The sequence below is a fragment of the Mesorhizobium sophorae genome (assembly GCF_002270415.1).
GTDB classification, from domain to species: Bacteria; Pseudomonadota; Alphaproteobacteria; order Rhizobiales; family Rhizobiaceae; genus Mesorhizobium; species Mesorhizobium sophorae.
Genome location: NZ_NNRI01000012.1, coordinates 215,780 through 241,638 on the forward strand (window position 1 = coordinate 215,780; position 25,859 = coordinate 241,638).

General features: G+C 63.8%; 24 protein-coding genes. 7 read left to right on the plus strand and 17 right to left on the minus strand.

The features are described from left to right. Window positions 1-14: 14 nt before the first annotated feature. The 3 genes from CGZ66_RS18330 to CGZ66_RS18340 form a co-directional block, all read right to left on the minus strand. Complete coding sequence (locus CGZ66_RS18330; protein ID WP_095086212.1) at window positions 15-1,220, minus strand: AI-2E family transporter; 1,206 nt, start codon at window positions 1,218-1,220, stop codon at window positions 15-17. Beyond that, the gene (locus CGZ66_RS18335) at window positions 1,192-1,749 is read right to left on the minus strand and encodes a CDP-alcohol phosphatidyltransferase family protein (protein WP_095086215.1); all 558 of its coding nucleotides are present in this window, start codon (window positions 1,747-1,749) and stop codon (window positions 1,192-1,194) included. The genes CGZ66_RS18330 and CGZ66_RS18335 overlap by 29 nt, the downstream gene beginning before the upstream one ends. A gap of 136 nt (window positions 1,750-1,885) precedes the next feature. Beyond that, on the minus strand, window positions 1,886-2,875 hold the full coding sequence (locus CGZ66_RS18340; RefSeq protein ID WP_095086218.1) for a methyltransferase: 990 nt from the start codon (window positions 2,873-2,875) through the stop codon (window positions 1,886-1,888). A 280-nt stretch (window positions 2,876-3,155) separates the two neighbouring features. Between CGZ66_RS18340 and purM the strand changes: the two genes are divergently transcribed. The 3 genes from purM to CGZ66_RS18355 are packed head-to-tail and all read left to right on the plus strand — an operon-like array spanning window position 3,156 to window position 5,455. Next, window positions 3,156-4,220, plus strand: a complete 1,065-nt coding sequence (purM, locus tag CGZ66_RS18345) for a phosphoribosylformylglycinamidine cyclo-ligase (RefSeq protein WP_167392159.1) — start codon at window positions 3,156-3,158, stop codon at window positions 4,218-4,220. Continuing rightward, window positions 4,217-4,930: a phosphoribosylglycinamide formyltransferase gene (gene purN / locus CGZ66_RS18350; protein WP_095086224.1), complete on the plus strand. Its 714-nt coding sequence runs from the start codon at window positions 4,217-4,219 to the stop codon at window positions 4,928-4,930. Before purM ends, purN begins: the two co-directional genes overlap by 4 nt. Before the next feature lie 15 nt (window positions 4,931-4,945). Further along, window positions 4,946-5,455 (plus strand): SixA phosphatase family protein, encoded by a 510-nt coding sequence (locus CGZ66_RS18355; protein WP_095086227.1) that lies wholly within the window; start codon window positions 4,946-4,948, stop codon window positions 5,453-5,455. A 50-nt stretch (window positions 5,456-5,505) separates the two neighbouring features. On the opposite strand, the gene CGZ66_RS18360 is transcribed toward CGZ66_RS18355, so the two are convergent. The 3 genes from CGZ66_RS18360 to CGZ66_RS18370 form a co-directional block, all read right to left on the minus strand. Beyond that, window positions 5,506-5,745 carry a DUF680 domain-containing protein gene (locus CGZ66_RS18360; RefSeq protein ID WP_095086230.1) on the minus strand — a complete coding sequence of 80 codons (240 nt, stop codon included), beginning with the start codon at window positions 5,743-5,745 and terminating at the stop codon, window positions 5,506-5,508. A 325-nt stretch (window positions 5,746-6,070) separates the two neighbouring features. Further along, entirely contained in the window at window positions 6,071-6,298 is a 228-nt protein-coding gene (locus CGZ66_RS18365; protein WP_095086233.1) for a DUF680 domain-containing protein, read from the minus strand. A 62-nt stretch (window positions 6,299-6,360) separates the two neighbouring features. Then, a complete protein-coding gene (locus CGZ66_RS18370) occupies window positions 6,361-6,594 on the minus strand; it encodes a DUF680 domain-containing protein (RefSeq protein ID WP_095086236.1) in 234 nt (77 codons plus the stop codon). Between the two features lie 531 nt (window positions 6,595-7,125). Here CGZ66_RS18370 and CGZ66_RS18375 point away from each other — a divergent pair. Continuing rightward, window positions 7,126-7,794 carry a response regulator gene (locus CGZ66_RS18375; RefSeq protein ID WP_095086239.1) on the plus strand — a complete coding sequence of 223 codons (669 nt, stop codon included), beginning with the start codon at window positions 7,126-7,128 and terminating at the stop codon, window positions 7,792-7,794. Next, window positions 7,784-9,142, plus strand: a complete 1,359-nt coding sequence (locus CGZ66_RS18380; protein WP_095086241.1) for a sensor histidine kinase — start codon at window positions 7,784-7,786, stop codon at window positions 9,140-9,142. Before CGZ66_RS18375 ends, CGZ66_RS18380 begins: the two co-directional genes overlap by 11 nt. A 9-nt stretch (window positions 9,143-9,151) precedes the next feature. Here CGZ66_RS18380 and CGZ66_RS18385 read toward each other — a convergent pair whose 3' ends face one another. From CGZ66_RS18385 to CGZ66_RS18425, 9 genes are all read right to left on the minus strand, one after another. After that, window positions 9,152-10,030, minus strand: coding sequence for an ABC transporter permease (locus tag CGZ66_RS18385; RefSeq protein ID WP_095086245.1), 879 nt, complete (start codon window positions 10,028-10,030; stop codon window positions 9,152-9,154). Between the two features lie 11 nt (window positions 10,031-10,041). Next, complete coding sequence (locus CGZ66_RS18390) at window positions 10,042-10,851, minus strand: ABC transporter ATP-binding protein (protein WP_095086248.1); 810 nt, start codon at window positions 10,849-10,851, stop codon at window positions 10,042-10,044. Between the two features lie 109 nt (window positions 10,852-10,960). Then, window positions 10,961-11,917: an ABC transporter substrate-binding protein gene (locus CGZ66_RS18395; RefSeq protein ID WP_425352298.1), complete on the minus strand. Its 957-nt coding sequence runs from the start codon at window positions 11,915-11,917 to the stop codon at window positions 10,961-10,963. Window positions 11,918-12,225: 308 nt separating this feature from the next. Next, on the minus strand, window positions 12,226-13,011 hold the full coding sequence (gene dapB, locus CGZ66_RS18400) for a 4-hydroxy-tetrahydrodipicolinate reductase (protein WP_095086254.1): 786 nt from the start codon (window positions 13,009-13,011) through the stop codon (window positions 12,226-12,228). A 16-nt stretch (window positions 13,012-13,027) separates the two neighbouring features. Next, the gene (locus tag CGZ66_RS18405; RefSeq protein WP_095086256.1) at window positions 13,028-15,121 is read right to left on the minus strand and encodes an ATP-dependent helicase; all 2,094 of its coding nucleotides are present in this window, start codon (window positions 15,119-15,121) and stop codon (window positions 13,028-13,030) included. Window positions 15,122-15,354: 233 nt separating this feature from the next. Further along, window positions 15,355-16,152 carry an agmatinase family protein gene (locus CGZ66_RS18410; RefSeq protein ID WP_095086259.1) on the minus strand — a complete coding sequence of 266 codons (798 nt, stop codon included), beginning with the start codon at window positions 16,150-16,152 and terminating at the stop codon, window positions 15,355-15,357. Window positions 16,153-16,260: 108 nt separating this feature from the next. Continuing rightward, the gene (locus CGZ66_RS18415) at window positions 16,261-17,433 is read right to left on the minus strand and encodes a M20 aminoacylase family protein (protein WP_095086261.1); all 1,173 of its coding nucleotides are present in this window, start codon (window positions 17,431-17,433) and stop codon (window positions 16,261-16,263) included. 18 nt (window positions 17,434-17,451) lie between these two features. Continuing rightward, window positions 17,452-18,678, minus strand: a complete 1,227-nt coding sequence (locus CGZ66_RS18420; RefSeq protein WP_095086264.1) for a Zn-dependent hydrolase — start codon at window positions 18,676-18,678, stop codon at window positions 17,452-17,454. Continuing rightward, window positions 18,675-19,883: a diaminopropionate ammonia-lyase gene (locus CGZ66_RS18425; RefSeq protein WP_095086267.1), complete on the minus strand. Its 1,209-nt coding sequence runs from the start codon at window positions 19,881-19,883 to the stop codon at window positions 18,675-18,677. Before CGZ66_RS18425 ends, CGZ66_RS18420 begins: the two co-directional genes overlap by 4 nt. A 105-nt stretch (window positions 19,884-19,988) precedes the next feature. Here CGZ66_RS18425 and CGZ66_RS18430 point away from each other — a divergent pair, with 105 nt between their 5' ends. Continuing rightward, complete coding sequence (locus tag CGZ66_RS18430; RefSeq protein WP_095086270.1) at window positions 19,989-20,468, plus strand: Lrp/AsnC family transcriptional regulator; 480 nt, start codon at window positions 19,989-19,991, stop codon at window positions 20,466-20,468. Window positions 20,469-20,538: 70 nt separating this feature from the next. Next, window positions 20,539-21,681, plus strand: coding sequence for a flavin-containing monooxygenase (locus CGZ66_RS18435; protein WP_095086747.1), 1,143 nt, complete (start codon window positions 20,539-20,541; stop codon window positions 21,679-21,681). 33 nt (window positions 21,682-21,714) lie between these two features. Here CGZ66_RS18435 and CGZ66_RS18440 read toward each other — a convergent pair whose 3' ends face one another. Beyond that, window positions 21,715-23,823: a molybdopterin-containing oxidoreductase family protein gene (locus CGZ66_RS18440; RefSeq protein WP_095086273.1), complete on the minus strand. Its 2,109-nt coding sequence runs from the start codon at window positions 23,821-23,823 to the stop codon at window positions 21,715-21,717. 64 nt (window positions 23,824-23,887) lie between these two features. Then, on the minus strand, window positions 23,888-25,765 hold the full coding sequence (locus CGZ66_RS18445; RefSeq protein ID WP_095086750.1) for an ABC-F family ATP-binding cassette domain-containing protein: 1,878 nt from the start codon (window positions 25,763-25,765) through the stop codon (window positions 23,888-23,890). Between the last annotated feature and the right edge of the window lie 94 nt (window positions 25,766-25,859).

The following is a 25,859-nucleotide window of genomic DNA, read 5'->3' on the forward strand; positions in this document are numbered from 1 at the left end:
GGTCACCGGCCGAATCATGGCTTGATGGCCTTGCGCCGATCGGCCGGGAGCGCCGGCGCAGTGCTGCCGTGGCCCTTGTAGAGCGGCGATTCCAGATAACGGGCTATGGCAAACCGCACCAGCACGGCAACTGCCGCCGAAGCCGGCACGGCAATCAGCAGGCCGACGAAGCCGAACAGCGCGCCGAAGGCAAACAGCGAGAACATCAGCCAGACCGGATGCAGGCCGACGCTCTTGCCGACCAGCCGTGGCTGCAGGATGTTACCCTCGATGAACTGGCCGATGAAAAACACCACCGCGACGGCGACGATCATCGTCCAGTCCGGCCAGAACTGGACGAAGGCGACGCCGACGGCCAGCACCAGTCCGGTGAGCGAGCCGACATAGGGGATGAAGGAGATCAGCCCGGCGAACAGGCCGATAAGAATGCCGAAATTCAGCCCGGTCAGCGTCAGCCCGGTGGCGTACATGGCGCCCAGCACCAGGCACAGCGTGCCCTGGCCGCGCACGAAGCCGGCTGTTGCGGTGTTGATGTCCTTGGCGATCGCGCGCACCGTCGTGACGTTGTCGCGCGGCACCCAGCTGTCGATGACCGCAACCATGCGGTCCCAGTCGAGCAGCATGTAGAAAGCAACCACCGGCGTCACCACGAACAGGCTGACCACCGAGACCAGCGCCACGCCGGAACTCCAGATCGAGGTGAAGACCGTGGTGAGCAGGCCGAAGCCGGAGGTCAGCAGCGAATTTAGCCCGTCGCGCAAGCCATTGGCATTGACGCCGAATTTCTGTTCCAGCCATTTCGGATCATATGACGTGATCAGGCTTTGCAGCCGGGTCAGATAGTCCGGCAATTTGCCGGCGAAATCGGCCATCTGCGTCGCCAGCACGGGAATGAGGACGACGAAGGCCAGCACCAGCACGATGAGGAAGGTGATGAGGATGACCACCGTGGCCATGAAGCGGGACAGGCCGAGCCGCTGCAACCGGTCGGCGACCGGATCGAGGAAATAGGCGAGCACCATGCCCGCAACGAAGGGCAACAGGATGGCACTGAAGACATAGAGGAAAAGTGCGAGCACGGCGGCGCCGGCCAGCCAGAAGAAGATCTGCCGGCGGAAGGTGGATGATGCGGCGAGATCGGCAGCCGCAGCCTCGATCACCGCCGTTTCTCTCTCAACCGCCGCTTCTCTCTCAGATGTCCGGATTGGAGCCTTCGCCATAGCCGCTCATATGCCTCAGCCAAGCCACGAGATAGGCCGCGGCCGAAGCCACGGTCAAGACCCCGGACAGCAATATGAGGGCTGGCCGCAGAGGGTCGAGGTGAACGGCAAGGGCAAGTTCGCCCAGCACAACCGCCGCCAGCACGATCTGGCTAGCGGTGTTGGCCTTCGACACGAAAAGCGGCTTCATCTCGACTGGATGGGCCATGACCGACGACAACACAACGGCGCAGACGATCAGCGCGTCGCGCGACACCATGGTGACGACCAGCCACAGCGGCAATTGCCCGATGAAGCCCAGGACGACGAAGACCGAAACCAGCAGCAGCTTGTCGGCCATCGGATCGAGATAGGCGCCGAGCCTGGACTGCTGATTGAAACGACGGGCGATGAAGCCGTCGACGCCGTCGGAGATGCCAGCCACGAGGAACCCGGCAAAGGCCCATTCCCAGCGCGCCTGCAGCATCGCCAGCACCACCGCTGGCACCAGAACCAGGCGCAGGATGCTGATCAGGTTGGGGATGGTCAAATGCGCGCCTGTCGGGTTTGCATGCTGATAGATGATGGGAGACGGAGGGGATCGCAAGGGAGAAGCGCCACACATAGCAAAGGTTAGCTGGACGGCGTGGCACCGCGACCTAGGCTCACATTGTGATATTCTCTGGTTAGGCTGCAGACGCCTCAAGGATGGAAATGGGTCCTCGGGTCTGAATCACTCGCTCAAGGCGTAGCCCAGCGGCGTCGAACAAGCTTGCATATTGGACCTGCGTCCTCTCCAGGCCGCCAGTGACGGCGAGCATGACCACGTCGATACCCTTGATCTGGTTCGGTTCGTCACCTGGCGGCACGAGGGTCTCGGCCACAAGCACCTTTCCGTTCGGCAACATTGCCTTGCGGCAATTTCGCAGGATCTCCGCGGCACGCCCATCGTCCCAATCGTGAACGACCTTCTTGATGACGTAGACGTCACCGGTGGGAACGCTTTCAAAGAAATCACCTGCGATAAATTCGGTGCGCGGCAGGTCGCCTCCGGCACCCTGGCGTGCTGCCGCGACACCCGAAGGCAGATCGAAAAGCACGCCGCTCAAATGGGGGTTGCGGGCCAGGATCGCCGAGAGAAGCTGACCATGTCCGCCGCCAACGTCGACGATCCGTGTGAACGGCCTGAAGTCACAAGCTTCGGCAACGGCCTCGTTACTGCCTTGGCTCAAGGCGACCATTGCACGCTGAAACAAGGCAGCCTGCTCCGGGTGTTCCGACAGCCAGTCAAACCTTGGGCTCCCGAACACCTTATCGAAGGCTGGCTTTCCGGTGCGGACAGAATGCAGGAGCTGCTCGAAGGCAAGATAGGCCTCACTGTTGATCATGCGGACGAAGTCACGGGGACCCGGCTTATCGGAGCGCAGCGCGGCGCCAACCTCCGTCAATTCGAAATGACGGGGCAGTACTTCCCTAAAGACGCCTTCCGGCGCGAGAAGTCGCATTACTCGATAAAGCGCGTCAGCATCCGACTGAGTGGCAGCTGCAAGTTTATCCACCGACTGCTCGCTGACAGCCAGGAGATCGGGGATGCCGAGTTCGATAATTACGCGCAACGCCTGTGACACGGCGAATCCAAAGCCTAGCCTCATGATCTGTTGCGACGGATTGGGCATGGCCTGTCCCCGGATGCCTGATGCGAAGCAACAGAGCACCAACAACAGACAGACACAAGGATGCAAAGGGGTGAAGGCGCAGACGGAGCTACGGGGTTTTGCCTCCGATAAAAAGCAAGGACAGCGGGGATTTCACACAAGGGGCGCTACCGCCGCCGAAAAACCCGCTCTTCACGTTTTTTATCGGGGCAAAACTTCGGCATCCCACCGTCATCCTTGCGGGGCGAAGCCGTTCATGCGAAGAGCCCGCAAACGAAACAACGATGAGCAAGCGCCAGAAATGAGCAAGCGCAAGAACGGGCTCACCTATGCCGAGGCCGGCGTCGATATCGATGCCGGCAATCTGATGGTCGAGAAAATCAAGCCGCTGGTGCGCGCCACACGCAGGCCGGGCGCCGACGGCGAGATTGGCGGCTTTGGTGGCCTGTTCGACCTCAAGGCGGCCGGCTTCACCGATCCGGTGCTGGTCGCCGCCAATGACGGCGTCGGCACCAAGCTCAAGATCGCCATCGATGCCGGCAAGCACGACACGATCGGTATCGATCTGGTCGCCATGTGCGTCAACGATCTCGTCGTGCAAGGTGCCGAACCGCTGTTCTTCCTCGACTATTTCGCCACCGGCAAGCTCGATCCCGACCAGGGTGCCGCGATCGTCGGCGGCATTGCCGCGGGCTGCCGGCAGGCGGGCTGCGCGCTGATCGGCGGCGAGACGGCGGAAATGCCCGGCATGTATCACGGCAACGACTACGACCTCGCCGGCTTTGCGGTGGGCGCGGCCGAACGCGGCCAGCTCTTGCCGACCGACGACATCGTCGAAGGCGATGTGCTGCTTGGGCTCGCCTCCTCGGGCCTGCATTCGAACGGATTTTCGCTGGTGCGCCGCATCGTCGCCGTCAGCGGGCTCGCCTGGAGCGATCCGGCGCCGTTCAACGATGAGGCGACGTTGGCCGAGGCGCTGCTCGAGCCGACCCGCATCTACGTCAAGTCGATTCTCAAGGCCATACGCGGCACGCATGGCATCAAGGCGCTGGCCCACATCACCGGCGGCGGCTTCCCCGAAAACATTCCACGCGTGCTGCCCAAGGATTTTTCGGCCGAGCTCGACCTCGAGGCGATCGACGTCCCCGCGGTGTTCTCGTGGCTGGCCAGGACCGGCGGTGTCGCGCCGGAAGAGATGATGCGCACCTTCAATTGCGGCATCGGCATGATTTTGGCGGTTGCTTCCGGCCAGGCAGCGCAGGTCGCCGCCGTGCTGCAGGAAGCCGGCGAGACAGTGACGCCGATCGGCCGCATCGTGCCGCGCCGCGATGCCGGCGTCATCTACCGGGGCTCGATCGGCCTATGAGCGCGCAGAGGAAACGCACCGTTGTCCTGATCTCGGGGCGCGGCTCCAACATGACCGCGCTGATCGCGGCGGCCAGCGACCCGGCCTTCCCCGCCGAGATCGTCGGCGTCATTTCCGACAAGGCCGACGCCGCCGGCCTTGGTGTCGCCAAGGCGCGCGGTATCGCCACACAGATCATTCCCCGCGCCAACCATGGTAGCAAGCAGGCGCATGACGCGGCGATCGATGCGGCACTTGCAGCATTCAATGCCGAGATCGTCGCGCTGGCCGGCTACATGCGCATCCTCACGCCCGGTTTGGTCCAGAAATGGCAAGGCCGCATGATCAACATCCACCCTGCCCTGCTGCCGGCGTTCAAGGGGCTCGACACCCATGCGCGCGCGCTGGCCGCCGGCATGCGCATCCACGGCTGCACGGTTCATTTCGTCACGTCCGAAATGGACGACGGCCCGATCATCGCGCAGGCGGCCGTGCCAGTGATGGTCGGCGACAGCGCGGATGCACTGGCCGCCCGTGTGCTGAAGGCCGAGCACCAGCTCTATCCGCTGGCGCTTGGGCTGGTCGCAGAGGGCAAGGCGCGAATGGCAGCCGGCCGTACCGTGCTGGCCCACTTTGCCGACGATGCCGACAATGCCACCTCGGTGGTGATGGCGCCCGACCCACTGCGCGAGGAAGCCGACCTCGAGCAATTGGCGCGGATAACCCCCTAAGCCGGGTAGATGGGGATGAAACAGCTTCTCCTGCTTCGCCACGCCAAATCGAGCTGGGAGGACCCCAAGCTCGCTGATTTCGATCGGCCGCTCGCCGGGCGCGGGTTGAAGGCCGCCAAGCTGATGGGGCGCGAGCTTGCGGGGCGCGACTGGCTGCCGGACCTGGCACTGGTGTCGACGGCGCTGCGAACCCGCGACACGTGGCGGCTGGTTGCGGCGGAGTTGCCTGCGCACACGCGGGTCACGTTCGCCGATGCGCTCTATGATGCGTCGGCAGCGGATATTTTGGGCCAGATACGTCAGACCGACCCTTCAAGCGACAGCTTGCTGGTGGTTGGCCACAATCCGGGCCTGGAAGATTTGGCAAACCAGCTTGCCGCGCCGGGGTCGGAGGCCACGGCGCGCAAGAGGCTCGAGGAAAAGTTCCCGACTGCATCGCTTGCGCGCTTCGTCTTCGAGGGAGATTGGTCCGGCCTGTCCTCGGCCCGGCTGACGCATAGTCTGCGGCCGAGGGATCTAGGCTAACGTGCAAGACAGGTGTGACAGGCGACCTGCCGTCCACCCTGCTCGAGACATCAGTTGCCCCAGATGCCCTGGCCGGATTCCGGCCAGTCCGTGGTGGTCTTCATCTTGGTATCGGCAGCCTTGTACCCAGCCATATCCGGGTTGTTGACCGCGCCGGTGATGGCATGATCGACGCCGGCGACCGGGGCAACCATCTGGTTGGCTTCGTTGGAGCCATAGTGGTCGCTGGCGGCGAAAGCGCTGCCTGTGGCAACGAGGATGGCGGTGGCGACGAGGGCAATCCTGTTCATTTTCAAGTCTCCTGGTTCTTGGGTTGGGCGGCGTCTTGGGAGGACGGTTCCGCTAAGGACAAGACCCCAGGCAGTGCGGTTTTATTCCTTGAGACTGAACTTTTTGCCGACTGCGAAGATCGGTTGGCCAAGCGCAGGCCTAAAGCGCGTCACGTTGAAACGGATTCAGGCGGCGCGCTTAAGTCTTTGTTTTTATGCATGTCGTTGCCCAAAACCGGGCCACTTCTGGGCGACATGCACTAGTTGACGGCTATCCCTTGTGCGCAAAAAACAAGAGCGGCGGGCCAGGCCCACCGCTCTTTGTAGTCAAGGTCTGCGTCGTGGATCAGCGGCCCCAGATGCCCTGGCCAGACTGAGGCGGCACGTTCGCATTGGCGTCAGCCTGGGCCTTTTCGGACTTCAGGATCGAGCCGGTGTGCATGGTGTCCATGTTGGAAACCGAGTGGCTGGCAACCGGCTGGTTGACGTTGCTTGAGCCATAGTTGTCGCTACTGGCGAAGGCGGTGCCGGTGGCAACGAGGATGGCGGCGGCGGTGAGCGCTATCTTGGTCATTTCAAATACTCCTGAATGAAGGTTGATGGTTCTGGTTTGGGAGGGTCCGGACAGACGCCGGCTTACCGGCCCCAGATGCCCTGGCCGGATTCCGGCTGGTTCGAATCGGGCGTCAGCCAGAAGCCGTGGTGCTCGACCGGCCTACGGATCGAAGCCGTGAAGCTGTGGTCTATTCTACCAGCGGGCGCGGACACGGCCGGCTGGTTGACATTGTCGGCGCCATAGTGGTCGCTGCTGGCAAAAGCGGTGCCCGTGGCAACGAGCATGGCGGCGGCGGTAAGAGCGATCTTGGTCATTTTCTTAACTTCCAGTAGTTCTCAGTTCAGTCCGTCTAGTGGCGTGCCCTTGGGAGGAATTTCGCGTCGCTCGGACCACACCGAAATGGGTTTCTCGTTCGCCGACTTCCAATCACGAAGATGTTCCTCCGCGCTCCGAATCCAGACCTTGAAACGGGGCCAGCAGCCGAAGTGGCAAAGATTTTCTTTATCAATATCAAATAGTTACCAGATGCTCTCGGCCAACTGTATGGTCTTCCGCCGAGCCGGCGTTCACCATCTCATCACGGTCCGTCAACATAAATTGAACCGACTGGTTCGATCGACAGTGGGCGCTTGCGCGCAAGCCGATCCGTTCAACTCGATTTTGGCGCCGAAGTAAGCCGATCCCGCCCGAAAAACCCGTTGTCATCAGCCGCAAGACCGCATTTACCTTGCGTTGAAATCGATACTGTCGCTCATTCAGTCGGCATTGTCGGATGCCGCGGCTGATCAAGCCCGAGGCCATCCGGTGAAAGACTGAAGGCGGCGGATAGTGAGACAGCGATAGAAATGCGGCTGCTGCTTGTCGAAGACAATCTCGAACTGGCCGACTGGCTGGGCAAGACCCTGCGCCAGGCGAACTATGTCGTCGACGTCGTCCATGACGGCGAAGATGTCGAGCACGCGCTGGCCGCCGGCGGCCACGCGCTTGTCATCCTCGACCTTGCATTGCCGCGTATGGGCGGCCTGGAAGTGCTGCGCATGCTAAGGGCGCGCGGCAACCGGGTCCCGGTGATCGTGCTGACCGCCAATGCCAGTCTCGACGGCCGGGTCAAAGGCCTCAATGAAGGCGCCGACGACTATCTGGCCAAGCCGTTCCAGATCGAGGAACTGGAGGCGCGGATCCGCGCGCAACTGCGCCGCGCCAATGACCGCACCGCGCCTGTGGTTGCCTGCGGCGATCTCGTCTTCGACACCAACACGCGGCTGTTTTCGCTGGCCGGCGAAGCGCTGGCGTTGACACCGCGCGAACATGCGGTGCTGGAACAACTGATGGTCAAGGCCGGGCGCACCGTGAGCAAGGCGGCGCTGTCGGCGGCGATCTACGATTTCGAGACCGATGCCGACCCCAGCGCCATCGAGATCTATGTGCACCGTGTGCGCAAGAAGCTTGAAGGGTCGCGCGTCCAGATCGCCACCTTGCGTGGCCTCGGCTATCTCTTGCGCCATGAGGATTAGCAGCCTCCGTTTGCAGTTGCTGGCCTGGGTGGTGTTGCCGCTCGCCGGGCTCGCCACCATCAATCTGTGGACCAGCCATGGCAACGCGCTGGCCACCGCCGACCTGGTCACGGACCGGATGTTGTTGGGTTCGGCACGGACCATCGCGGAGCAGGTCGCCATGACAGACGGCGTGCTCGATACCTCGATACCGCCGGCGGCGATCGAGATGTTCGATACCGGCGATCGCGACAGTGTCTACTACCATGTCAAGACTGCCAGAGGGCGGCTGCTGACCGGCTATCCCGACCTGCCGGAAGCGCCGAAGCACCCAAGCATCGAGGCCACCTATCGCGACCACCGGCTGCGGCTGCTTACTTTCAGCCACACCGTGGTCGGCGCCGGAGACGACTCGCCGATATCGGTTACCGTTGGCGTCACGCTTGCCGGGCACGATGCGATGGTGCGGCATTTGTGGTTCAACGCTTTCGCCCAGCAACTGGCGCTGGTGGCTATTGCCGGCATCTTCGTGCTGTTGGGCCTGCGTCGCGGCCTCGCACCGCTAATCCGGCTGCGCGACGCCGTGCGGTCGCCAAGCCGCAGCGACCTCGACCCGGTCGAGGTTCCTGGCGCGCAAAGCGAGATCCGCCCGCTCATCGATGCGCTGAACGCCTATATGGAGCGGGTGCGGGCGCAGATGGCGGCGCAGCGGCGCTTCATCGCCAATGCGGCGCACCAGCTGCGCACGCCGTTGGCGTTGCTGTCAACGCAGGCGAGCTACGCGCTGCGCGAAAGTGCCGCCGAAGCGCGTCAGGAGGCCCTGGTGGCGCTCCAGGCTAGCTCCGGCAGACTGGCGCGGCTGGCCGAACAGCTCCTGACCCTGTCGCGCGCCGAGCCGGGCAGCCGGCGGCCGCGCGCCGACCGCGTCGACCTGACCGAAGCCGCCCGCCATGTGCTGGAAACGCAGGCGCCGACAGCAATCGGTCGCAACATCGATCTCGGCCTCGAGGAGGCAGGATCCGTGCCGGTCATCGGCGACGGCACTATGCTGCGCGAGATGATCGTTAACGTTGTCGACAACGCGCTGCGCTATTCGCCGGCCGGCGGCAGCATCACGGTCAAGCTGGCGGCCGTTGACGACGAAGCCGTGCTGACGGTCACCGACGACGGGCCCGGCATCCCAGTGGACGAGCGAGACCATGTTTTCGAGCGCTTCTACCGCGTTGCCGGATCGACCGAGGAAGGCAGCGGCCTTGGCCTCGCCATCGTGCGCGAGGTCGTCGAAAATACCGGCGGCCGCGTCACCCTCGGGGATGGCGCGACCGGCGGCCTGGTGGTTGAGGTCAGGCTGCCTTTGGCGAGCAGCTAGGCTTGCCGCTCACTGCGTCTCATGCAGTGGCTGGGGACGCCATTTCGCCAAGCGATCCTCGACCATGGTCATCAGATATTCGGCACCGAGCGCCACCACCATGACGATGACGATCGCGGCATACATGCCGGCGGCGTCGAAGGATCCCTTGGCGATGTTGATCAGCAGGCCGATGCCGTATCGCGAGCCGACGAACTCGCCAACGATCGCGCCGATGATGGCAAAGCCGAAGCTGACATGCAGGCTGGCGAAAATCCAGCTCATCGCCGAAGGGACGATCACCGAGCGGGTCAACTGCCAGTTGGATGCACCCAAGATGCGCGCATTGGCGATCATCGCCCTGTCGGCTTCCCGGACGCCCTGGAAGGCATTGTGGAACACGACGAAGAAAACCATCACGAAGGCAAGTGCCACTTTCGAAGCGAGGCCGAGGCCAAGAATCATGATGAAGATCGGCGCCAGAACCACGCGCGGAACGGAATTGATCACCTTGATGTAGATGGAGAAGATATCGGCGGCCATGCGGTTACGGCCAAGCGCGACGCCGATGATGATCCCAGCAACCGAGCCAGTCACAAAGCCGATGACCGATTCCTCCATTGTGACATAGAGGTGGTACCACAGAGGCCCCTCTGACGTTCCTTCTGTCGTCCATTCGTACAGCCGCTGCGCGATCGCGCTCGGCATTGCGTAGAAGAACGGATCGATCCAGGCTTGGCGCGCGGCGATTTCCCACAGGCCGAGAAAGGCGATCAGAATGGCGACCCGCCAGAATATCACGGTGCGGCGGCGGTGCCGTGCCGCCTTCGCGGCGGCTGCCTCGATTTCCGCATCCGAAGTGCCCGGACTGAAAGCTCCTGCGCTGATGTCAATGGCGGCATCGGTCATGGCGTTCCTCCTCAGGCTGCGGCGCGCGCATAGCTGGTTTCAACCTCTTCCTTGAGGTCGGCCCAGATCGTGCGCGAGTAATTGATGAAGCTCTGCTCGTAGCGGATATCGGCGACCACGCGCGGGCGCGGCAGATCGATGGTGTAGACCGATTTCACCGTGGCCGGTCCGGCGGTCAGGACATAGACCTTGTCGGCGAGCGCAATCGCCTCTTCGAGATCATGCGTGACGAAGACCACCGAAGCCTTTGCCTCAGACCACAGGCGCAGCAGTTCCTCGTGCATCAGCACGCGCGTCTGAACATCGAGCGCGGAAAACGGCTCATCCATGAGAAGAATCTCGGGTCCGTTTATGAAAGTCTGGGCCAACGCCACACGTTTGCGCATGCCGCCAGAAAGCTGATGCGGATAGTGCTGCTCGAAACGTGACAAGCCGACACGCGCCAGCCAGTCGCGCGCCGCGGCCGTAGCGTCCGACTTCGCTCTACCGCGAAAGAGTGGACCAGCCATCACGTTTTCGATCACCGTTCGCCAAGGAAACAAGGCGTCACTTTGGAAAACAAAACCAATGCGCGGGTCTATTCCCGTGACCGGGGCGCCCATGACGCGAACCTCGCCGGCACTTGGGCTTGCCAACCCCGTGACAAGGTTGAGGGTGGTGGATTTTCCGCAGCCGGTCGGGCCGACAACAGCGACAAATTCGCCGCGTTCAACGGTCATGGTGAAATCGCGTAATGCTGTCAGCGATTTGCCGGTGGGTGAAAGGAAACGCCGGCTGACGTTGATCAGCTCGATCGCCGGTGCATTTTTTTCAATGGCCATGGTGGAACTCCTGGGTACGAGCCGACGCCCGCCCGTCGGCCCTAGGCCGCCGGACGTGAGAAACTGACGGGCACCGGCGCGATGTCGTTCATCGCGCCGGCACTGTCTGCTACTTGGCGTTCTTGACGAATTCCGAGGTGTAGGTCTTGGAGAGGTCGATCTGCTTGCCCTGTAGTTCCTTCTTGAAGGCCGAAAGAACCGTCAGCACTGTCTCAGGACCCCCTTCGGGCATTATCCCGTCGGGAGTGAACATGGCCTTGCCTGCATCGAGGGCCTTCACGTAGCCCTCCTTGTCGCCGACATAATAGTCTTTCGGCATCTTGTCGGCGATTTCGGCGCCAGTGTGGGTGTTGATGAATTTCTGCGTCTTGACGAAGGCATTGGCCAGCTTCTGCACGACGTCCTTATGCGCTTCGACCCAATCGGTCTGCATATAGAGGGAGGCGGCCGGGTAGGTGCCGCCGAGAGCAGCCTTGGTGCCTTCCATTGTGCGCATGTCGATGAGAACGGACGCTTCGCCGGTCTTCAGCAGTCGCGTGATCGTCGGCTCTGTCGTCATGCCTGCCTGGATCTTGTCCTGCTGCATGGCAGCGATGAAGGTGGTGCCGGCGCCGACCGGAACAGAGGTGAAGTCACCGAGCTTCAAACCGTTCTTGACGGCGAGGTATTCCGTAAGAAAATTCGTCGATGAGCCCAGACCGGTCACGCCCAGGCTCATGCCCTTGAAGTCGGCTGGCGATTTGATCTCGGGGTGTTTCGCCGAAACAAGCTCGACCTCGCCCGGCGCCTGGCTGAACTGGACGATGGATTCGACGAATTTGCCCTTTGCCTGCAGGTCGATGCAGTGATCGTAGAAGCCGACAACCCCCTGCACGGCACCGGCGAGCATCTCGTTTTCGGCATCGACGCCGGCCGGTTCATTCAGCAACTCAACATCGAGACCCTCGTCCTTGAAGTAACCGAGCGCCTCGGTCAGCTTGGCGGGCAGATAGATCTGTTTCTCATAACCGCCGACCATGATGGAGACTTTTTCGTCGGCGCGCGCAGACGGCGCGGACAAGGCCATGACGGCGACAAGTGCGGTTGTGGCGGCTGAATCAAGCAGTATTCGCGCGAGCGACATGGCCTCTTCCCTTTGTTCGTTTCCCGCGCCCTCTCTCTCCCATCGCTTTCCGCGACAAATACGGGGCGCGCGCCCAACACTTATGGCACCAAGCTTTCATTCACCTTTCAAGGCCGTGCCGAAAATCACCGCAAACCTTACGGATCGGTAAGCCGATGCTAGCCCGATCATGATCTGGATAGAGCCAGTTGCCGAAAACGAGGATCAGCAGCAGTTCGTTTGGCTAATCACGAGATCCGGTCGCGGACCGTTCACCTCGCTCGATCGCTCAATCCCAGCACGTCGCGCATATCATATTCACCGGGCGAGCGCCTCGCGACCCAGAGTGCCGCGGCGATGGCGCCACGGGCGAACATGCTGCGGTCGCCGGCCGCATGCGACAAGGTCACCGTCTCGCCCTCGGCGCAGAAGCTGACGCTGTGCTCGCCAACGATGCTGCCGCCGCGCATCACCGCAAAGCCGATCTCACCGGGCGGCCGCACGCCTGTGACGCCATCGCGGACGCGCCTTGCGACCGTGTCCAGTTCGATGCCGCGCCCGCTGGCGGCGGCTTGTCCCAGCATCAGCGCCGTCCCGGACGGCGCATCGATCTTGTGGCGATGATGCGCCTCGACAATCTCGACATCCCAGTCCTCGGGATCGAGCGCTCGCGCCGCCTGCTCGACCAGTCCGACCAGCATATTCAGCCCGAGCGAAAAACTGCCGGAGCGGACGATGGCGATGGTCTTCGCGGCATCGGCGATGGCGGCCAGCTCAGCAGCATCGAAACCTGTCGATCCAACGACCAGCGCCGGCCCGCCTCGATCGGCGCAAAACCTTGCCAGATCGGCCGAGGCCGCCGGCGTGGTGAAATCGATCACCACATCGGCCTCGGCAAGTGCCTCGTCGCGGCTCCCCAGCCCTTCGCCGACAATGCCCGGTCGGTGGAAGCGACCGGCGAGCGCCAGCCGCGCATCGGCCTGGACGGCGTTCGCCATCTGGCGGCCCATGCGACCCAGTGCACCCGCGATGGCGATCCTGACCGGTGGTTGGGGCATGGCGCTTATCTCGCGGCTATTTCCACATGCCGCGCATGCGCGCGCCAATGTCGACGCGCACCTCCGGCCGGGGCGCCCTGCCCTGTGCCGCCTGCGCGCTCGGCCACGAGACCTGCTGGAAGGCTGCAAGGATCGAGGCCGGGATGAAACGGGTGCGCGAGGCATAGAGATGGCGGTCGCCGCGCGCCGCCTGGCCGTGCGGAAAGAAGCGCTGCGGCATGACCAGGCTGAGATTGTCCTTGGCCCTGGTCATCGCCACGTAGAGCAGCCGGCGCTCCTCCTCGATGTCCTCCTTGGTGCCGACGCCGAGATCGGCCGGGATGCAGCCGTCGACCGTGTTGAGCACGAAGACATTCTTCCATTCCTGGCCCTTGGCCGAATGGATTGTCGACAGGATCAGATAATCCTCGTCACGGTGCGGCGGTCCGGCCTGGTCGCTGGTCGCGTCCGGCGGATCGAGCGTCAGCTCGGTGAGGAAGCGTTCGCGTGAGGCATAGCCCGAGCCGATCTGTTCGAGCTGCAAAAGGTCGGCCCGGCGCGTGATCGCATCCTCGTGGATGCGCTCCAGATGCGGCTCGTACCAGAGCCTGACCTGTTCGAGATCGGCCGGCCATTTGGCGCCGGCCCGCAGGCCGGAATAGAGGGAGACGAAGCCCGGCCAGTCATCGGCCGCGCGCTGCGGCGGGCGCCAGCCGGCCAACCCCATCGCCTCGTCCAGCGCGGTGGTCATCGTCTCGACGATTTGCGCGGCGACCGAAGGGCCGATGCCCGGCATCAGCTGCAGCACGCGGAAGCCGGCGACGCGGTCGCGCGGGTTTTCGGCAAAGCGCAGCACCGCAAGCACATCCTTGACGTGAGCAGCATCGAGGAACTTCAGGCCGCCGAACTTGACGAAGGGAATGTTGCGCCGGGTCAGCTCGATCTCCAGCGGGCCGCTATGGTGGGAGGCGCGAAACAGCACCGCCTGCGATTTCAGCGCCGTGCCAGCTTCTCGCTCGGCCAGAATGGTATCGCAGACGAAATTGGCCTGCTCGACCTCATCGCGCACGCTCACCAGCCTTGGCTTGTCGGTGGATTTGCGCTCCGACCAAAGGTTCTTGGTGAAGCGCTCCGAGGCCTCGCCGATCACCGCATTGGCGGCGGCCAGGATGGTCTCGGTCGAGCGATAATTGCGCTCCAGCATCACCACGTCGGCGGCCTGCGCGAACTGCTGGGGAAAATCGAGGATGTTGCGCACCTCGGCGGCACGGAACGAATAGATCGACTGCGCGTCGTCGCCGACCACCGTCAGCCCGGCGCCGTCGGGTTTGAGCGCCATCAGGATCGAGGCCTGCAGCCGGTTGGTGTCCTGGTATTCGTCGACCAGCACATGGTCGAAACGCCCACCGAGATGCGCGGCTATTTCGGGCTCGGCCGCCATCTGCGCCCAGTAGAGCAGCAGGTCGTCGTAATCGAGCACGTTCTGCGCCTGCTTGGCCTCGACATATCCGGCGAACAATTGCTTCAGCTGCTCCGCCCAGCCGGCGCACCAGGGAAAGGCGGACCCCAGCACTTCGCCCAGCGGCGCCTGCGCGTTGACGGCACGCGAATAGATGGCAAGGCAGGTGCCCTTGGTCGGAAAGCGCGCTTCCGTCTTCGAGAACCCCAGCTCATGCCGGATCAGATTCATCAGGTCGGCGGAATCCTCGCGATCGTGGATGGTGAAGGCCGGATCGAGGCCAATCTCCAGCGCATAGTCGCGCAGCAGCCGGGCGCCGATGCCGTGAAAGGTGCCGGCCCAGGTCAGAGCGTCGGTGATCACCGCGGCGTCGCGGCCGAGCACCTCGCCGGCGATGCGCTCGACGCGCCTGGCCATTTCGGACGCGGCGCGGCGCGAAAAGGTCATCAGCAGGATGCGGCGCGGGTCGGCCCCCTTGACGATCAGATGGGCGACGCGATGCGCCAGCGTGTTGGTCTTGCCTGAACCGGCGCCGGCAATGACCAGCAGCGGTCCGGCAATCTGGCCGTCACCATGCTCGACCGCCAGACGCTGGGCGTCGTTCAGCCGTGTGAGATAGGCGGGCTGGACGGTCTGGTCCCGAAAGGTCGAATCAGAGGTGGCGAGGTTCATCGCCCATCAAGCATCGTTTCTGCTTTGTTCGCAACGCCGATGCGAGGATGAATTGGCGTATGAGAAAGGACTTTTGGGGAAGGAGGCCGGCGCCGCTTGGGAGGAAGAATGAAGCGCCGGCCAAGCGGATAAGAGGTCCGCCGCACATTGGAGCCTAGCTGAGTCTTTCCCTCGCGTCATCGGGCGATCGTTTTAGTTAAAAGCGTACCGATCCGCTGCACGTCGCCGGCCCGTCACAGTCGTGTCTTGACCATCATGCCGGCAATTTCCTTGAGCAGTTTTGCCGCCACGGTGGCGGTCAGGTTGGCGATGTCGCGAGGCGGGTTTAGTTCAACGATATCAGCCGCCACGATCGGCTGGTTGACCGATTGAATCAGGCTGATGACCTGACGGGTGGTCAGACCGCCGGGTTCGCGGTGCGAGACGCCTGGCGCAAAGGCCGGGTCGAGCCCGTCGAGGTCCATCGAGATGTAGACCGGCGTCTTGAGATCGAGCCGCAGATCGTCGCCGAACCGCGCCGCCTCGATCACCTCGACGCCGAACCGCTTGAACTGGTCGCGATGATGGTCGTTGACGGTTCGCAGGCCGACCTGGATGAGGCGGTCGGCAAGCCGCTGTTCCATGATGCGGGCAAAGGGCGAAGTGTGGGAGCGCGGATTGCCCTGATAGGCATCGTACATATCGGGATGCGCGTCGATGTGCAGAATGGTCAGGCTGGGATGTCGGCGGCGCACCGCGCGCAGTATCGGCCAGGAAATGGCATGGTCGCCGCCGAGGCAGATCAGCGGATCGCCCAACTCCAGCACGCGCCCAACCTCACCTTCGATCAAGTCCCATGGATCGGTGGCGGAGTCGAAGCCGATGTCGCCATGATCGACAAGCCTGTCGGTCAGATCAAAACCAGTTTCGCTCCACATGCTGTAGGCATCGGAGAACAATTCGGGACGGATATGGGCAGGCGCCTGCGCCGGGCCCTTGAAGAAAGACGAGTTGTCGTCGTGGGGAATTCCCAGCAGCGAAATCCTGGTCATCAGCGTCCGATCTCCGTCAGCAGGGAATTTCAATAAGCGCGGGAGTTGGCTGGCGATAGCGATGGTGTTTGGGCCAGCGGCGGGCGCGCCCCGGCAATCAAAACGCAATCAACTCCCGGCTTCGCCGCCCAGTCTTTGCCTGACCACGGCGACATGAAAATTCGTGCCGAACAGCAGCCCGTCATCGTTGAAGTCGTAGCTCGAATTGTGCAGCGGCGCGGACGTCTCGCCATTGCCGAGGAAGACGAAACAGCCCGGCACATGGTCAAGGAAGCGGGCGAAATCCTCCGAGGCTGTCATCGGCTCGCGGGCGACGGCGATTTTGCCGGGCGCGAAAACGCTTCTCGCGGCAGCAAACGCCGCTTCGACCAGTTCGGCATCGTTGCTTAGCGGCACGAACTCGCGGCTGTAACTGACCTTGGCGCTAACATTGTAGGCGACGGCGGTGCCCTCCGCGATGATGCACATCTGCCGCTCGATCTCCGCGCTGACCTCGGGGCGGAAGCTACGCGCATCGCCGAGAATGCGGGCAAGACCGGGCAGTGCGTTGCGGGTGCCGTCGGTGATCAGCTCGGTCACCGAAACCACCGAAATGTCGGCCGGACTCAGCCGGCGCGAGACGATGGTCTGCAGATTGGTGACCAGCGCGCAGGCGGCGACCAGCGTTTCGTTCCCCGAATGCGGCCGCGCCGCGTGACCGCCAAGCCCTTTCAACACGATCTCGAAGTTGTCCTCGGCCGACATGATCGGGCCGGCGCGGGTCTCGAAATGCCCGACCGGCAGCCCGGGCATGTTGTGCAGGCCAAAGATCTCGTCGAATGGGAAGCGCTGCATCAACCCATCGGCGAGCATCGCGAGGGCGCCCCTGCCCCATTCCTCGGCTGGCTGGAAGATGAAGCGTACGGTGCCATCGAAACCGCCCTCTTCGGCCAGCAGCTTTGCCGCGCCGAGCAGCATGGTGGTGTGGCCGTCATGGCCGCAGGCGTGCATGATGCCGGGATTGCCGGAACGGTAGGGCACGGCAGATTGCTCCGTGATGCGCAAGGCATCCATGTCGGCCCTGAGCGCAATCGCCCGGTTGCCGCTGCCGCGTTTCAGCGTGCCGACAACGCCGGTGCCGCCGACGCCCTCAGTGACATCATCGAGGCCGAATTCGCGCAGCTTGGCGGCGACGAAAGCCGCGGTGCGCCTTTCCTCGAAGCCGAACTCCGGATGCGCGTGCAAATCGCGCCGCCAGACAATCATCTCCTGCTTCAGCGCGTCACAATCGAATTCGGACATTTCGTCTGTCCCTCTGACCTACTTCGCAAGTTCTGTGACCACATCAAGCAGGATGTTGGCACCGGCAACAAGCTCGGCATCCTCCGTGTGCTCGCGCGGATTGTGGCTGATGCCGCCGGCGCTCGGCACGAAGATCATCGCTGCTGGCGCGATACGCGCCATCATCTGTGCATCGTGGCCGGCGCCGGACGTCATGCGTTTGACGCCGAGACCGCGGGTTTTCGCGGCAGCCTCGATCAGTTCGACAATGCGGATGTCGAAGATCACCGGCTCGAAGCGGGCCAGCACCTCGACCGAGATCGTCACGCCTTCGGCGGCGGCAAGCTGTTCGAGACAGGCAGCAAGTGCGGCCTCCTCAGCCTGCAGCCGCTGCTCATCGGGATCGCGCAGATCGACGGTGAAGACGGCCTGGGAGGGAATGACGTTGATGGCATTCGGCTCGAAGCGCATCGTGCCGACGGTGGCGACCGTCGGCGTGTTCGAGGCTTTGGCCCTATCGTGCAGGAAGGTGATGACCCGCGCGGCGGCGTGGCCGGCGTCGCTGCGCATCGACATCGGCGTGGTGCCGGCATGGTTGGCGACGCCGTCGATGGTGATGCGTTGCCAGGAGATGCCCTGCAGATTCTCCACCGCGCCAATCGGCACGCCTTCGCGCTCCAGCACCGGCCCCTGCTCGATATGCAGTTCCAGATAGGCGTGCGGCTTGAGGAAGCCGGGCTCCTTGTCACCGGCATAGCCGATGCGGGCAAGCTCCTGCCCGAGCACGCTGCCGTCTGTGCCGACAGCCGCCAGCACCGTCTCGAAGCCGATGCCGCCGGCATGGACCAGCGAGCCCATCATATCGGGGGTATAGCGCACGCCCTCCTCGTTGGTGAAAGCGGCGACCGCGACCGGGCGCGGCGGCGAAAAGCCCGATGCCTTGAGGGTCTCGATCACCTCCAGCCCGGCAAGCACACCGTAGCAGCCGTCATAGATGCCGGCATCGATAACCGTGTCGATATGCGAGCCGATGAGCAGTGGCGCCTGTCCGGCATTGTTAGGGCCTTGCCAGATGCCGAAGATGTTGCCGATCCGGTCGATGGCAACATCGAGACCGGCCTGCCGAAGCCAGCCGACGAGCAGGTCGCGGCCCAGCCTGTCGGTGTCGGAGGCCGCCAATCGGATCAGCCTGCCCTCGCTGTCACGGCCGATGGCGCCGAGTTCACGGATACGGCCAAGCAGGCGCTGCGCATCGACCGTGATCACAACGTCTTTCCTGCAAGCATCTTGCCGGCCAGCACATCGGCTGGGCTCATGCCAACCAGCTCGGCATAGCGATGCGGGTCGGTGGCGCCTTCGGTGTTGATCACCAGAACCCGCGATTTGCGGTCCAGGCCAAGGTCAGCCTTGTTTTCGGCCACCGCCCGCATCAATCCGGCCAGGCCTACGCCGCCGCTTTCGCCGGCGACGATCACCGGATCGCCGGCACTTGGGCGCGCCAACCGCCGCATCACCGCGACGGCCTCGTCCTCATCCACCGTCATGAAGGCATCGGCGGCGCGCGCCAGCACGCGCCAGGCGACTGGAGAGGCCTCGTAGCATTCCAGCATGGCCATCACCGTTGGCTGGCCATGCGCGACTTTCACCGCGCGCCCGGCCTGGGCGGCTGCAAAGACGCAAGCGGCGCGCGCGGGCTCGACTACGATGAAGGTCGGTCTGGCGTCACCGAGCACGATGGCGAGGTGGCCAGCCAGCGCGGCGGCAATGCCGCCGACACCGGCCTGGACGAAGACGTGGGTCGGCGGCTCGCCGAGCTGGCGCAACGCTTCGCGCACGATCGCCGTATAGCCCTGCATGACGAGGCCGGGAATACGCTCATAGCCCGGCCACGAGGTGTCGGAGACCACGGTCCAGCCCTTTTCGGCAGAAACCTGAGCGGCTTGCCTGACCGAGTCGTCATAATTGCCGTCGACGCGGATCATCTCGGCTCCATAGCGAGCGATGGCGGCGATACGCTCCTCGCTGACGCCGGCGTGGACGAAGATCGCCGCCCGCGCACCGACGAGTTGCGCCCCTTGCGCGACCGACCGGCCGTGATTGCCGTCGGTGGCGCAGGCAACCGTCATCGTCGCGGCAACCGCCCGTACATCTGGCTGGTCGAGATCGGCCACGTCGACGCTCCGGCCAAGCAACCGGCCGGCCTCTTCCAGCACCAGGCGGAAGACGGCATAGGCGCCGCCAAGCGCCTTGAAGCTGCCGAGGCCGAGGCGAAAGCCCTCGTCCTTGACATGCAACGCACGGAGGCCAAGTTCAGCCGCCAGCGCCGGCAGCGCATGCAGCGGCGTCATCCGGTGATTGTCGCGATGGGCAAGGAAACGCCCGACCGTATCGGCCCCGGCTACTCCAAGCATTTCGGCGTCGGCCGGGTCGAGCGGCTGGCGGTGCAAGGCATTGTGATTGAGCAGGAACACTGGCGGCCTCCTTGGCGTTCAGCGAGACCATATTGCAGGACCGGTGCAAAGAGCGCTGTAATATGGGCCTCGAAATGCAAGTTTGTTTCGTCAGGATTCTCTCCATTGCCTTTCTCGCCGCCCGCGCTCGACAGTTTCGATCTCGCCATCCTTGCCATCCTGCAGCGGGACAACACGACGCCGCAGCGGCTGATCGGCGAAGCCGTCAACCTGTCGGCGCCGGCGGTGCAGCGCCGCATCAAGCGCATGGAACAGACCGGCGTCATTGCCGGCAACGTCGCCGTGGTCGAGCCGGCGGCGGTCGGCCATCCCATCACCATCTTCGTCGAGGTGGAGCTCGAGAGCGAACGCGCGGAGATGATCGACGCGGCCAAGCGGCAATTCTCGGCCGCGCCGGAAGTCCAGCAATGCTACTACGTCACCGGCGAGGCCGATTTCATCCTGGTCATCACCGTGGCCGACATGGCCGCCTATGAGGCGCTGACGCGAAAACTGTTCTTCGACAGCAACAATGTGCGGAAGTTCCGCACCTTCGTCGCCATGGACCGCGTCAAGGTCGGGCTGACGGTGCCCTTGCCTGGCTGAGAATGGCTGGCAGGCTCCGGCTGCCATGCTTTTGACATTCCCGGACGCGAATTTGTTGACGGAGGCGCGCTTGGACGACATCACCTCAGTTGCAATCATCGGTGCCGGACCGGCAGGCCTGGCTGCTGCGGCTTGCCTGCGACAGGCCGGCGTCGACTTCATTCTTCTCGAAAAGGAGGCGCAGGCCGCACCCGCCTGGCGACGCCACTATGAGCGCGTCCACCTGCACACGACCAAACGCTATTCCTCGCTGCCCTTCGTACCCTTTCCCAAGGATTATCCGCGCTACGTGCCGCGCGATCTCTTCGCCGACTACCTCGACGCCTACGCGCAACGCTTCGACCTGCGGCCCCGATTTGGAGAAACGGTACGGGCGGTCACCCGGCAAGGTCGGAGCTGGCTTGTCGAGGCGACATCCGGCGCCCTGCATGCCTCCCACGTGGTGATCGCGTCGGGCTATAACGCCGAGCCGCTGATGCCTGGATTTGCCGGCGCCGATGCCTTCAGCGGTAAAAGGCTGCATAGCGCCGACTATCGCAACGCCTCGCCTTTCGCCGGCCAGTCGGTGCTGATCGTCGGCATGGGCAACACCGGCGCCGAGATTGCGCTCGATCTGGTGGAAGGCGGCGCGCGACCGACGATTTCGGTGCGCGGCGGCGTTCATATCGTGCCGCGCGAGCTGTTAGGCGTGCCCATCCAGATGATCGGCATGGCGGCGCGCCTGGGGCCGCAACGCATCAATGATGCGTTGTTCCCCATCATCCTCGATCTGGCACTGGGCAGGCTGGAGAAATACGGGCTCAAGCGGCCGAAGCAAGGACTGCTGCGGCAGATCGCTCTTGCATCGCGCATTCCGGTGATCGATGTCGGCACCATACGCAAGATCCGCGAAGGCGCGATCAAGGTCGCGCCCGACATCGCCGAGATATCAGAACGAGGCGCTCGTTTTGCCGACGGCAAGCGCGACGAGTTCGATGCGATCATCTTCGCCACCGGCTTCCGGCCGGGCTATGCTGGGTTGCTGCAGCCCGACGTCCAGCCGGGGCCTAGCGGCGTCAACGAGAGGGCGTCAGAGCTCGGCCTCTATCTCATCGGCTTTCACAATGCGGTCACTGGATTGCTGCGCGAAATCTCGATCGAGGCAGAGCAGATCGCCGACGACATCCGCCTCCGGCGAGATCGAAAAAAGGCGGCTGAAATCCTGCCGGTATGATTCGGCGCGCGACGAGCCGAGTTCGCTTCCGTTTCAGCTTGCCGCGCGCAGCCAGACCTTGTTGTCGTGGAAGGCAGCGCCGCCATAGGGTGCGGGTGCGTCGGCGCCGGTCAGCACGTTGATGCCCTCGCCGCGCTCATGCGCGCTGTTGGGCCAGATGCCCTCGGCGATGACGACGCCACGCTTGATGCCGTCGAACAGTCTCGCGTGCAGCACCACTTCGCCGCGCTGGTTGCCGACCTCGACGCGGTCGCCGTCGGCCAGCCCATGAGCCGCCGCATCGTCGGGATGCAGAAGCAGTTCCGGCCGAACCTCCTTGGCCTTCGACACCGGTGTTTCCGAGAAGGTCGAGTTGAGGAAATTGCGCGCCGGCGATGTCGTCAGCCGGAACGGATGCGCCTCATCGGCGACCTCGATCAGGTCGACATGGTCGGGGAATTCCGGCAGCCGCTCCACCGGCCCGAACAGGCCCATGCTCTTCGGCGGCCGGTTGGGCGCCGCCTGCCCGGTCCAGTCGGCGCGGAAGCGGAATTTTCCATCCGCATGGCCGAATCCCTTGATGAAATGCGCGGTGTCGAAATCCGGCTGCAGGTCGACCCACTTGTCTTCCTTCAAGCTATCGAAGCTGCCCAGCCCGCGCTTGCCCAGGATGATGTCGATATGCTGCTGTTCGGTCAGGCCGAAGCCTGGACGATCGGCGACGCCGAGGCGCTCAGCCAATTCCTCGATGACGAAATGGTTGGTGCGTGGCCCTTCCGGCGGGTCGATCAGCTTGGGGCCGAGCGTGATGTGCTGGTTGCCGCCGCCCTTGTAGACGTCGTCATGCTCGAGGAACATTGTCGCCGGCAACACGACATCGGCGAGCCTGGCCGTGTCGGTCATGAACTGCTCGTGCACGCAGGTGAACAGGTCGTCGCGCAGAAAACCCTGCTTCACCAGCCGCTGCTCGGGCGCGACATTAACAGGGTTGGTGTTCTGGATCAGCATCGCCGTCACCGGCGGGCCGCCATAGAGCGCGTCCTTTGCCCCGGTCAGCACCGGGCCGATGCGCGAATGGTCGAGATAGCGGACCGAGGGATCGCGCATCTTCGTACCTTCCAGCACCTCCTGGTTGAGCTTGAAGATGCCGGAATTGGAATGGAAGGCGCCACCGCCCTCATATTGCCAGCAGCCGGTGACGGCGGCGATGGAGGCGGCGGCGTGCATGTTGACCGAGCCGTTGCGCTGGCGCGAAAACCCGTAACCGAGACGGAAATAGGTCTTCTTGGTCGTGCCGACGAGGCGGGCGAAAGCCTCGATCTCGGCGACCGTCAGAGCGGTGATGCTGGCCGCCCATTCCGGCGTGCGCGTCCGCAGATGCTCTTCCAGCCCCTTTGGATCATCGGTGTATTTTTCGAGATAGGCGCGGTCGGCCATGCCTTCCCTGAACAGCACGTGCATGACCGCGCAGGCCAGCGCTCCGTCGGTGCCGGGCTTCAGCACCAGGCCGAGATCGGCCTGCCTCATCGTCGCGTTCTCATAGACGTCGATGACGACGATCCTGGCGCCGCGCTCCTTGCGCGCCTTGATGGCGTGGGTCATGACGTTGACCTGCGTGACCACGGCATTGGTGCCCCAGATCACCACGCAATCGGATTTCGCCATCTCGCGCGGATCGGGTCCGCGCAAGGCTCCGGCCCCCATCATCCAGCCGGTCCAGGCCAGATTGGTGCAGATCGAACCGAAAAAGCCGGAATACTTCTTGGCGTGGCGCAGCCGGTCGATGCCGTCGCGCTGCACCAGCCCCATCGTGCCGGCATAGTAATAGGGCCAGACCGTCTCCGAGCCGTATGTCTTCTCGGCCGCGATGAACTTTTCGGCGACGAGGTCGAGCGCGGCCTCCCAGCTGGCGTTTTTCCAGGCACCGTCGCCCTTGGCGCCGACACGCACCAGCGGCTTCATCAGACGGTCGGGATGATGGACGCGGTCGGCATAGCGCCCGACCTTGGCGCAGATGACGCCTGATGTATAGCTGTTGGCCTTGGCGCCATGGACGCGGCCGATGCGGTTGCCGTCAAGCAACTCTACCTCGAGCGCGCAGGTCGATGGGCAATCATGCGGACAGGCCGAATGGCCGATGCGAAGCTTGGCGTGCTGGTTCATGGGAGTTGTCTAGCGGCTATCGAATGCGGCGTGTAGGGCCAGATGAGGCCCTTACCTTCTCCCCCTACTCCGCCGTGCCTTCCTCGTATTCGGCCGACATGGTCAGCCATTTTTCCTCGTGGCCGGCCAGCGTTTGGGCCAGCTGCGAGCGCTCCTTGGCCAGCCGGGTCGCCGTCGAGGGATCCTTCTCGTAGACGGCTGGATTGGACAGTTCGTCCTCGATGCCGTCGATGCGCTTGCGGATGCGGTCCATCAGCGCTTCGGTGGCGCGGATTTCCTTGGCCAGCGGCTCGAAGGCGGCGCGACGCGCCGCCGCGTCGCGGCGGCGGTCGGCCTTTGACGCCTTGTCCGCCTCGCGCTTGCCGCGGCGGTCGCCGGAGACACCGGTGACCAGCGTCTTGTAGTCTTCGAGGTCGCCGTCATACGGGTTGACCGCGCCGTCCTTGACCAGCCACAGCCGGTCGGCGGTCGCCTCGAGCAGATGGCGGTCGTGCGAGATCAGGATCACGGCGCCCGGAAATTCGTTCAGCGCATGGATCAGCGATTCGCGGCTGTCGATGTCGAGATGGTTGGTCGGCTCGTCGAGGATGAACAGGTTCGGTCCCTCGAAGGCCGACAGACCCATCAGAAGCCGCGCCTTCTCACCACCCGACAGGTCCTTGGCGGCGGTGTTCATCTTCTCGGTGGTGAGGCCGAACTGGGCGACACGGCCGCGCACCTTGGATTCCGGCGCCTCCGGCATCAGCCGGCGGACATGCTCATAAGCGTTCTCCTCCGGGCGGAGATCGTCGAGCTGATGCTGGGCGAAGATCGCCACCTTCAGGCCGGGCGCCACCGTCATGGTGCCGGTCTCCTGCTTCAGCCGGCCGGACAGCAATTTGGCGAAGGTCGACTTGCCGTTGCCGTTGGCGCCGAGCAGCGCGATGCGGTCGTCGGCGTCGATGCGCAGCGTCATCTTCTTGAGGATCGGCTGCCCCTCGGTGTAGCCGACATTGACGTTGTTCAGCGCTACGATCGGCGAGGCTACCGTCTTCACCGGCTCGGGGAAGGAGAACGGCCGCACCGTATCGTTAACGATCGCGGCGATCGGCTTCATCCTTTCCAGCGCCTTGATGCGCGACTGCGCCTGTCTCGCCTTGGAAGCCTTGGCGCGGAAGCGTTCGACGAAGGATTCCATATGTTTGCGGGCGGCTTCCTGCTTGACCCGGCCCTTCTCCTGCAGTTCCTTCTGCTCGGTATACTGACGCTCGAACTGATCGTAGCCGCCACGCCAAAAGGTCAGCTTCTTCTGGTCGAGATGAACAATAGAATTGACGGCGCGGTTGAGCAGGTCGCGATCATGCGAGATCAGAAGAACGGTGTGCGGATACTTCGACACATAGTTTTCCAGCCACAGCGTGCCTTCGAGATCGAGATAGTTGGTCGGCTCGTCGAGCAGCAAAAGGTCGGGCTCGGCAAACAGTACGGCCGCGAGCGCCACGCGCATGCGCCAGCCGCCGGAGAAGGACGAGGCCGGGCGGCGCTGCGCAGCATCGTCGAAGCCGAGACCGGCAAGAATGGTGGCCGCGCGCGACTCGGCCGAGTGCGCGTCGATGTCGGCCAGGCGCATGTGGATGTCGGCGATGCGGTGCGGATCGGTGGCGGTCTTTTCCTCTTCAAGGAGTGCCGTCCGCTCGAGATCGGCCTTGAGCACGATCTCGATCAGCGGGTCCTCGGTGCCGGGCGCTTCCTGCGCCACCTGGCCGATGCGGGTGTTCTTGGGCAGGCTGATGGAGCCGGTCTCGGAGGCGAGGTCGCCGGTGATGGCCTTGAACAGCGTCGTCTTGCCGGTGCCGTTGCGACCGACAAGACCGGCCTTGGTGCCGGCCGGCAAGGTCAGCGAGGCGTGGTCGAGAAGCAGGCGTCCGGCCATGCGGAGCGAAAGGTCGTTGATGATCAGCATGGCCGCGCTTTTGCACCGGACATCAACGCTTCGCAAGACCTTGCGGGCCAGTTGGCCGCACAAGGCCTGAAAACGACGCCCGCAAAGGCGTCGT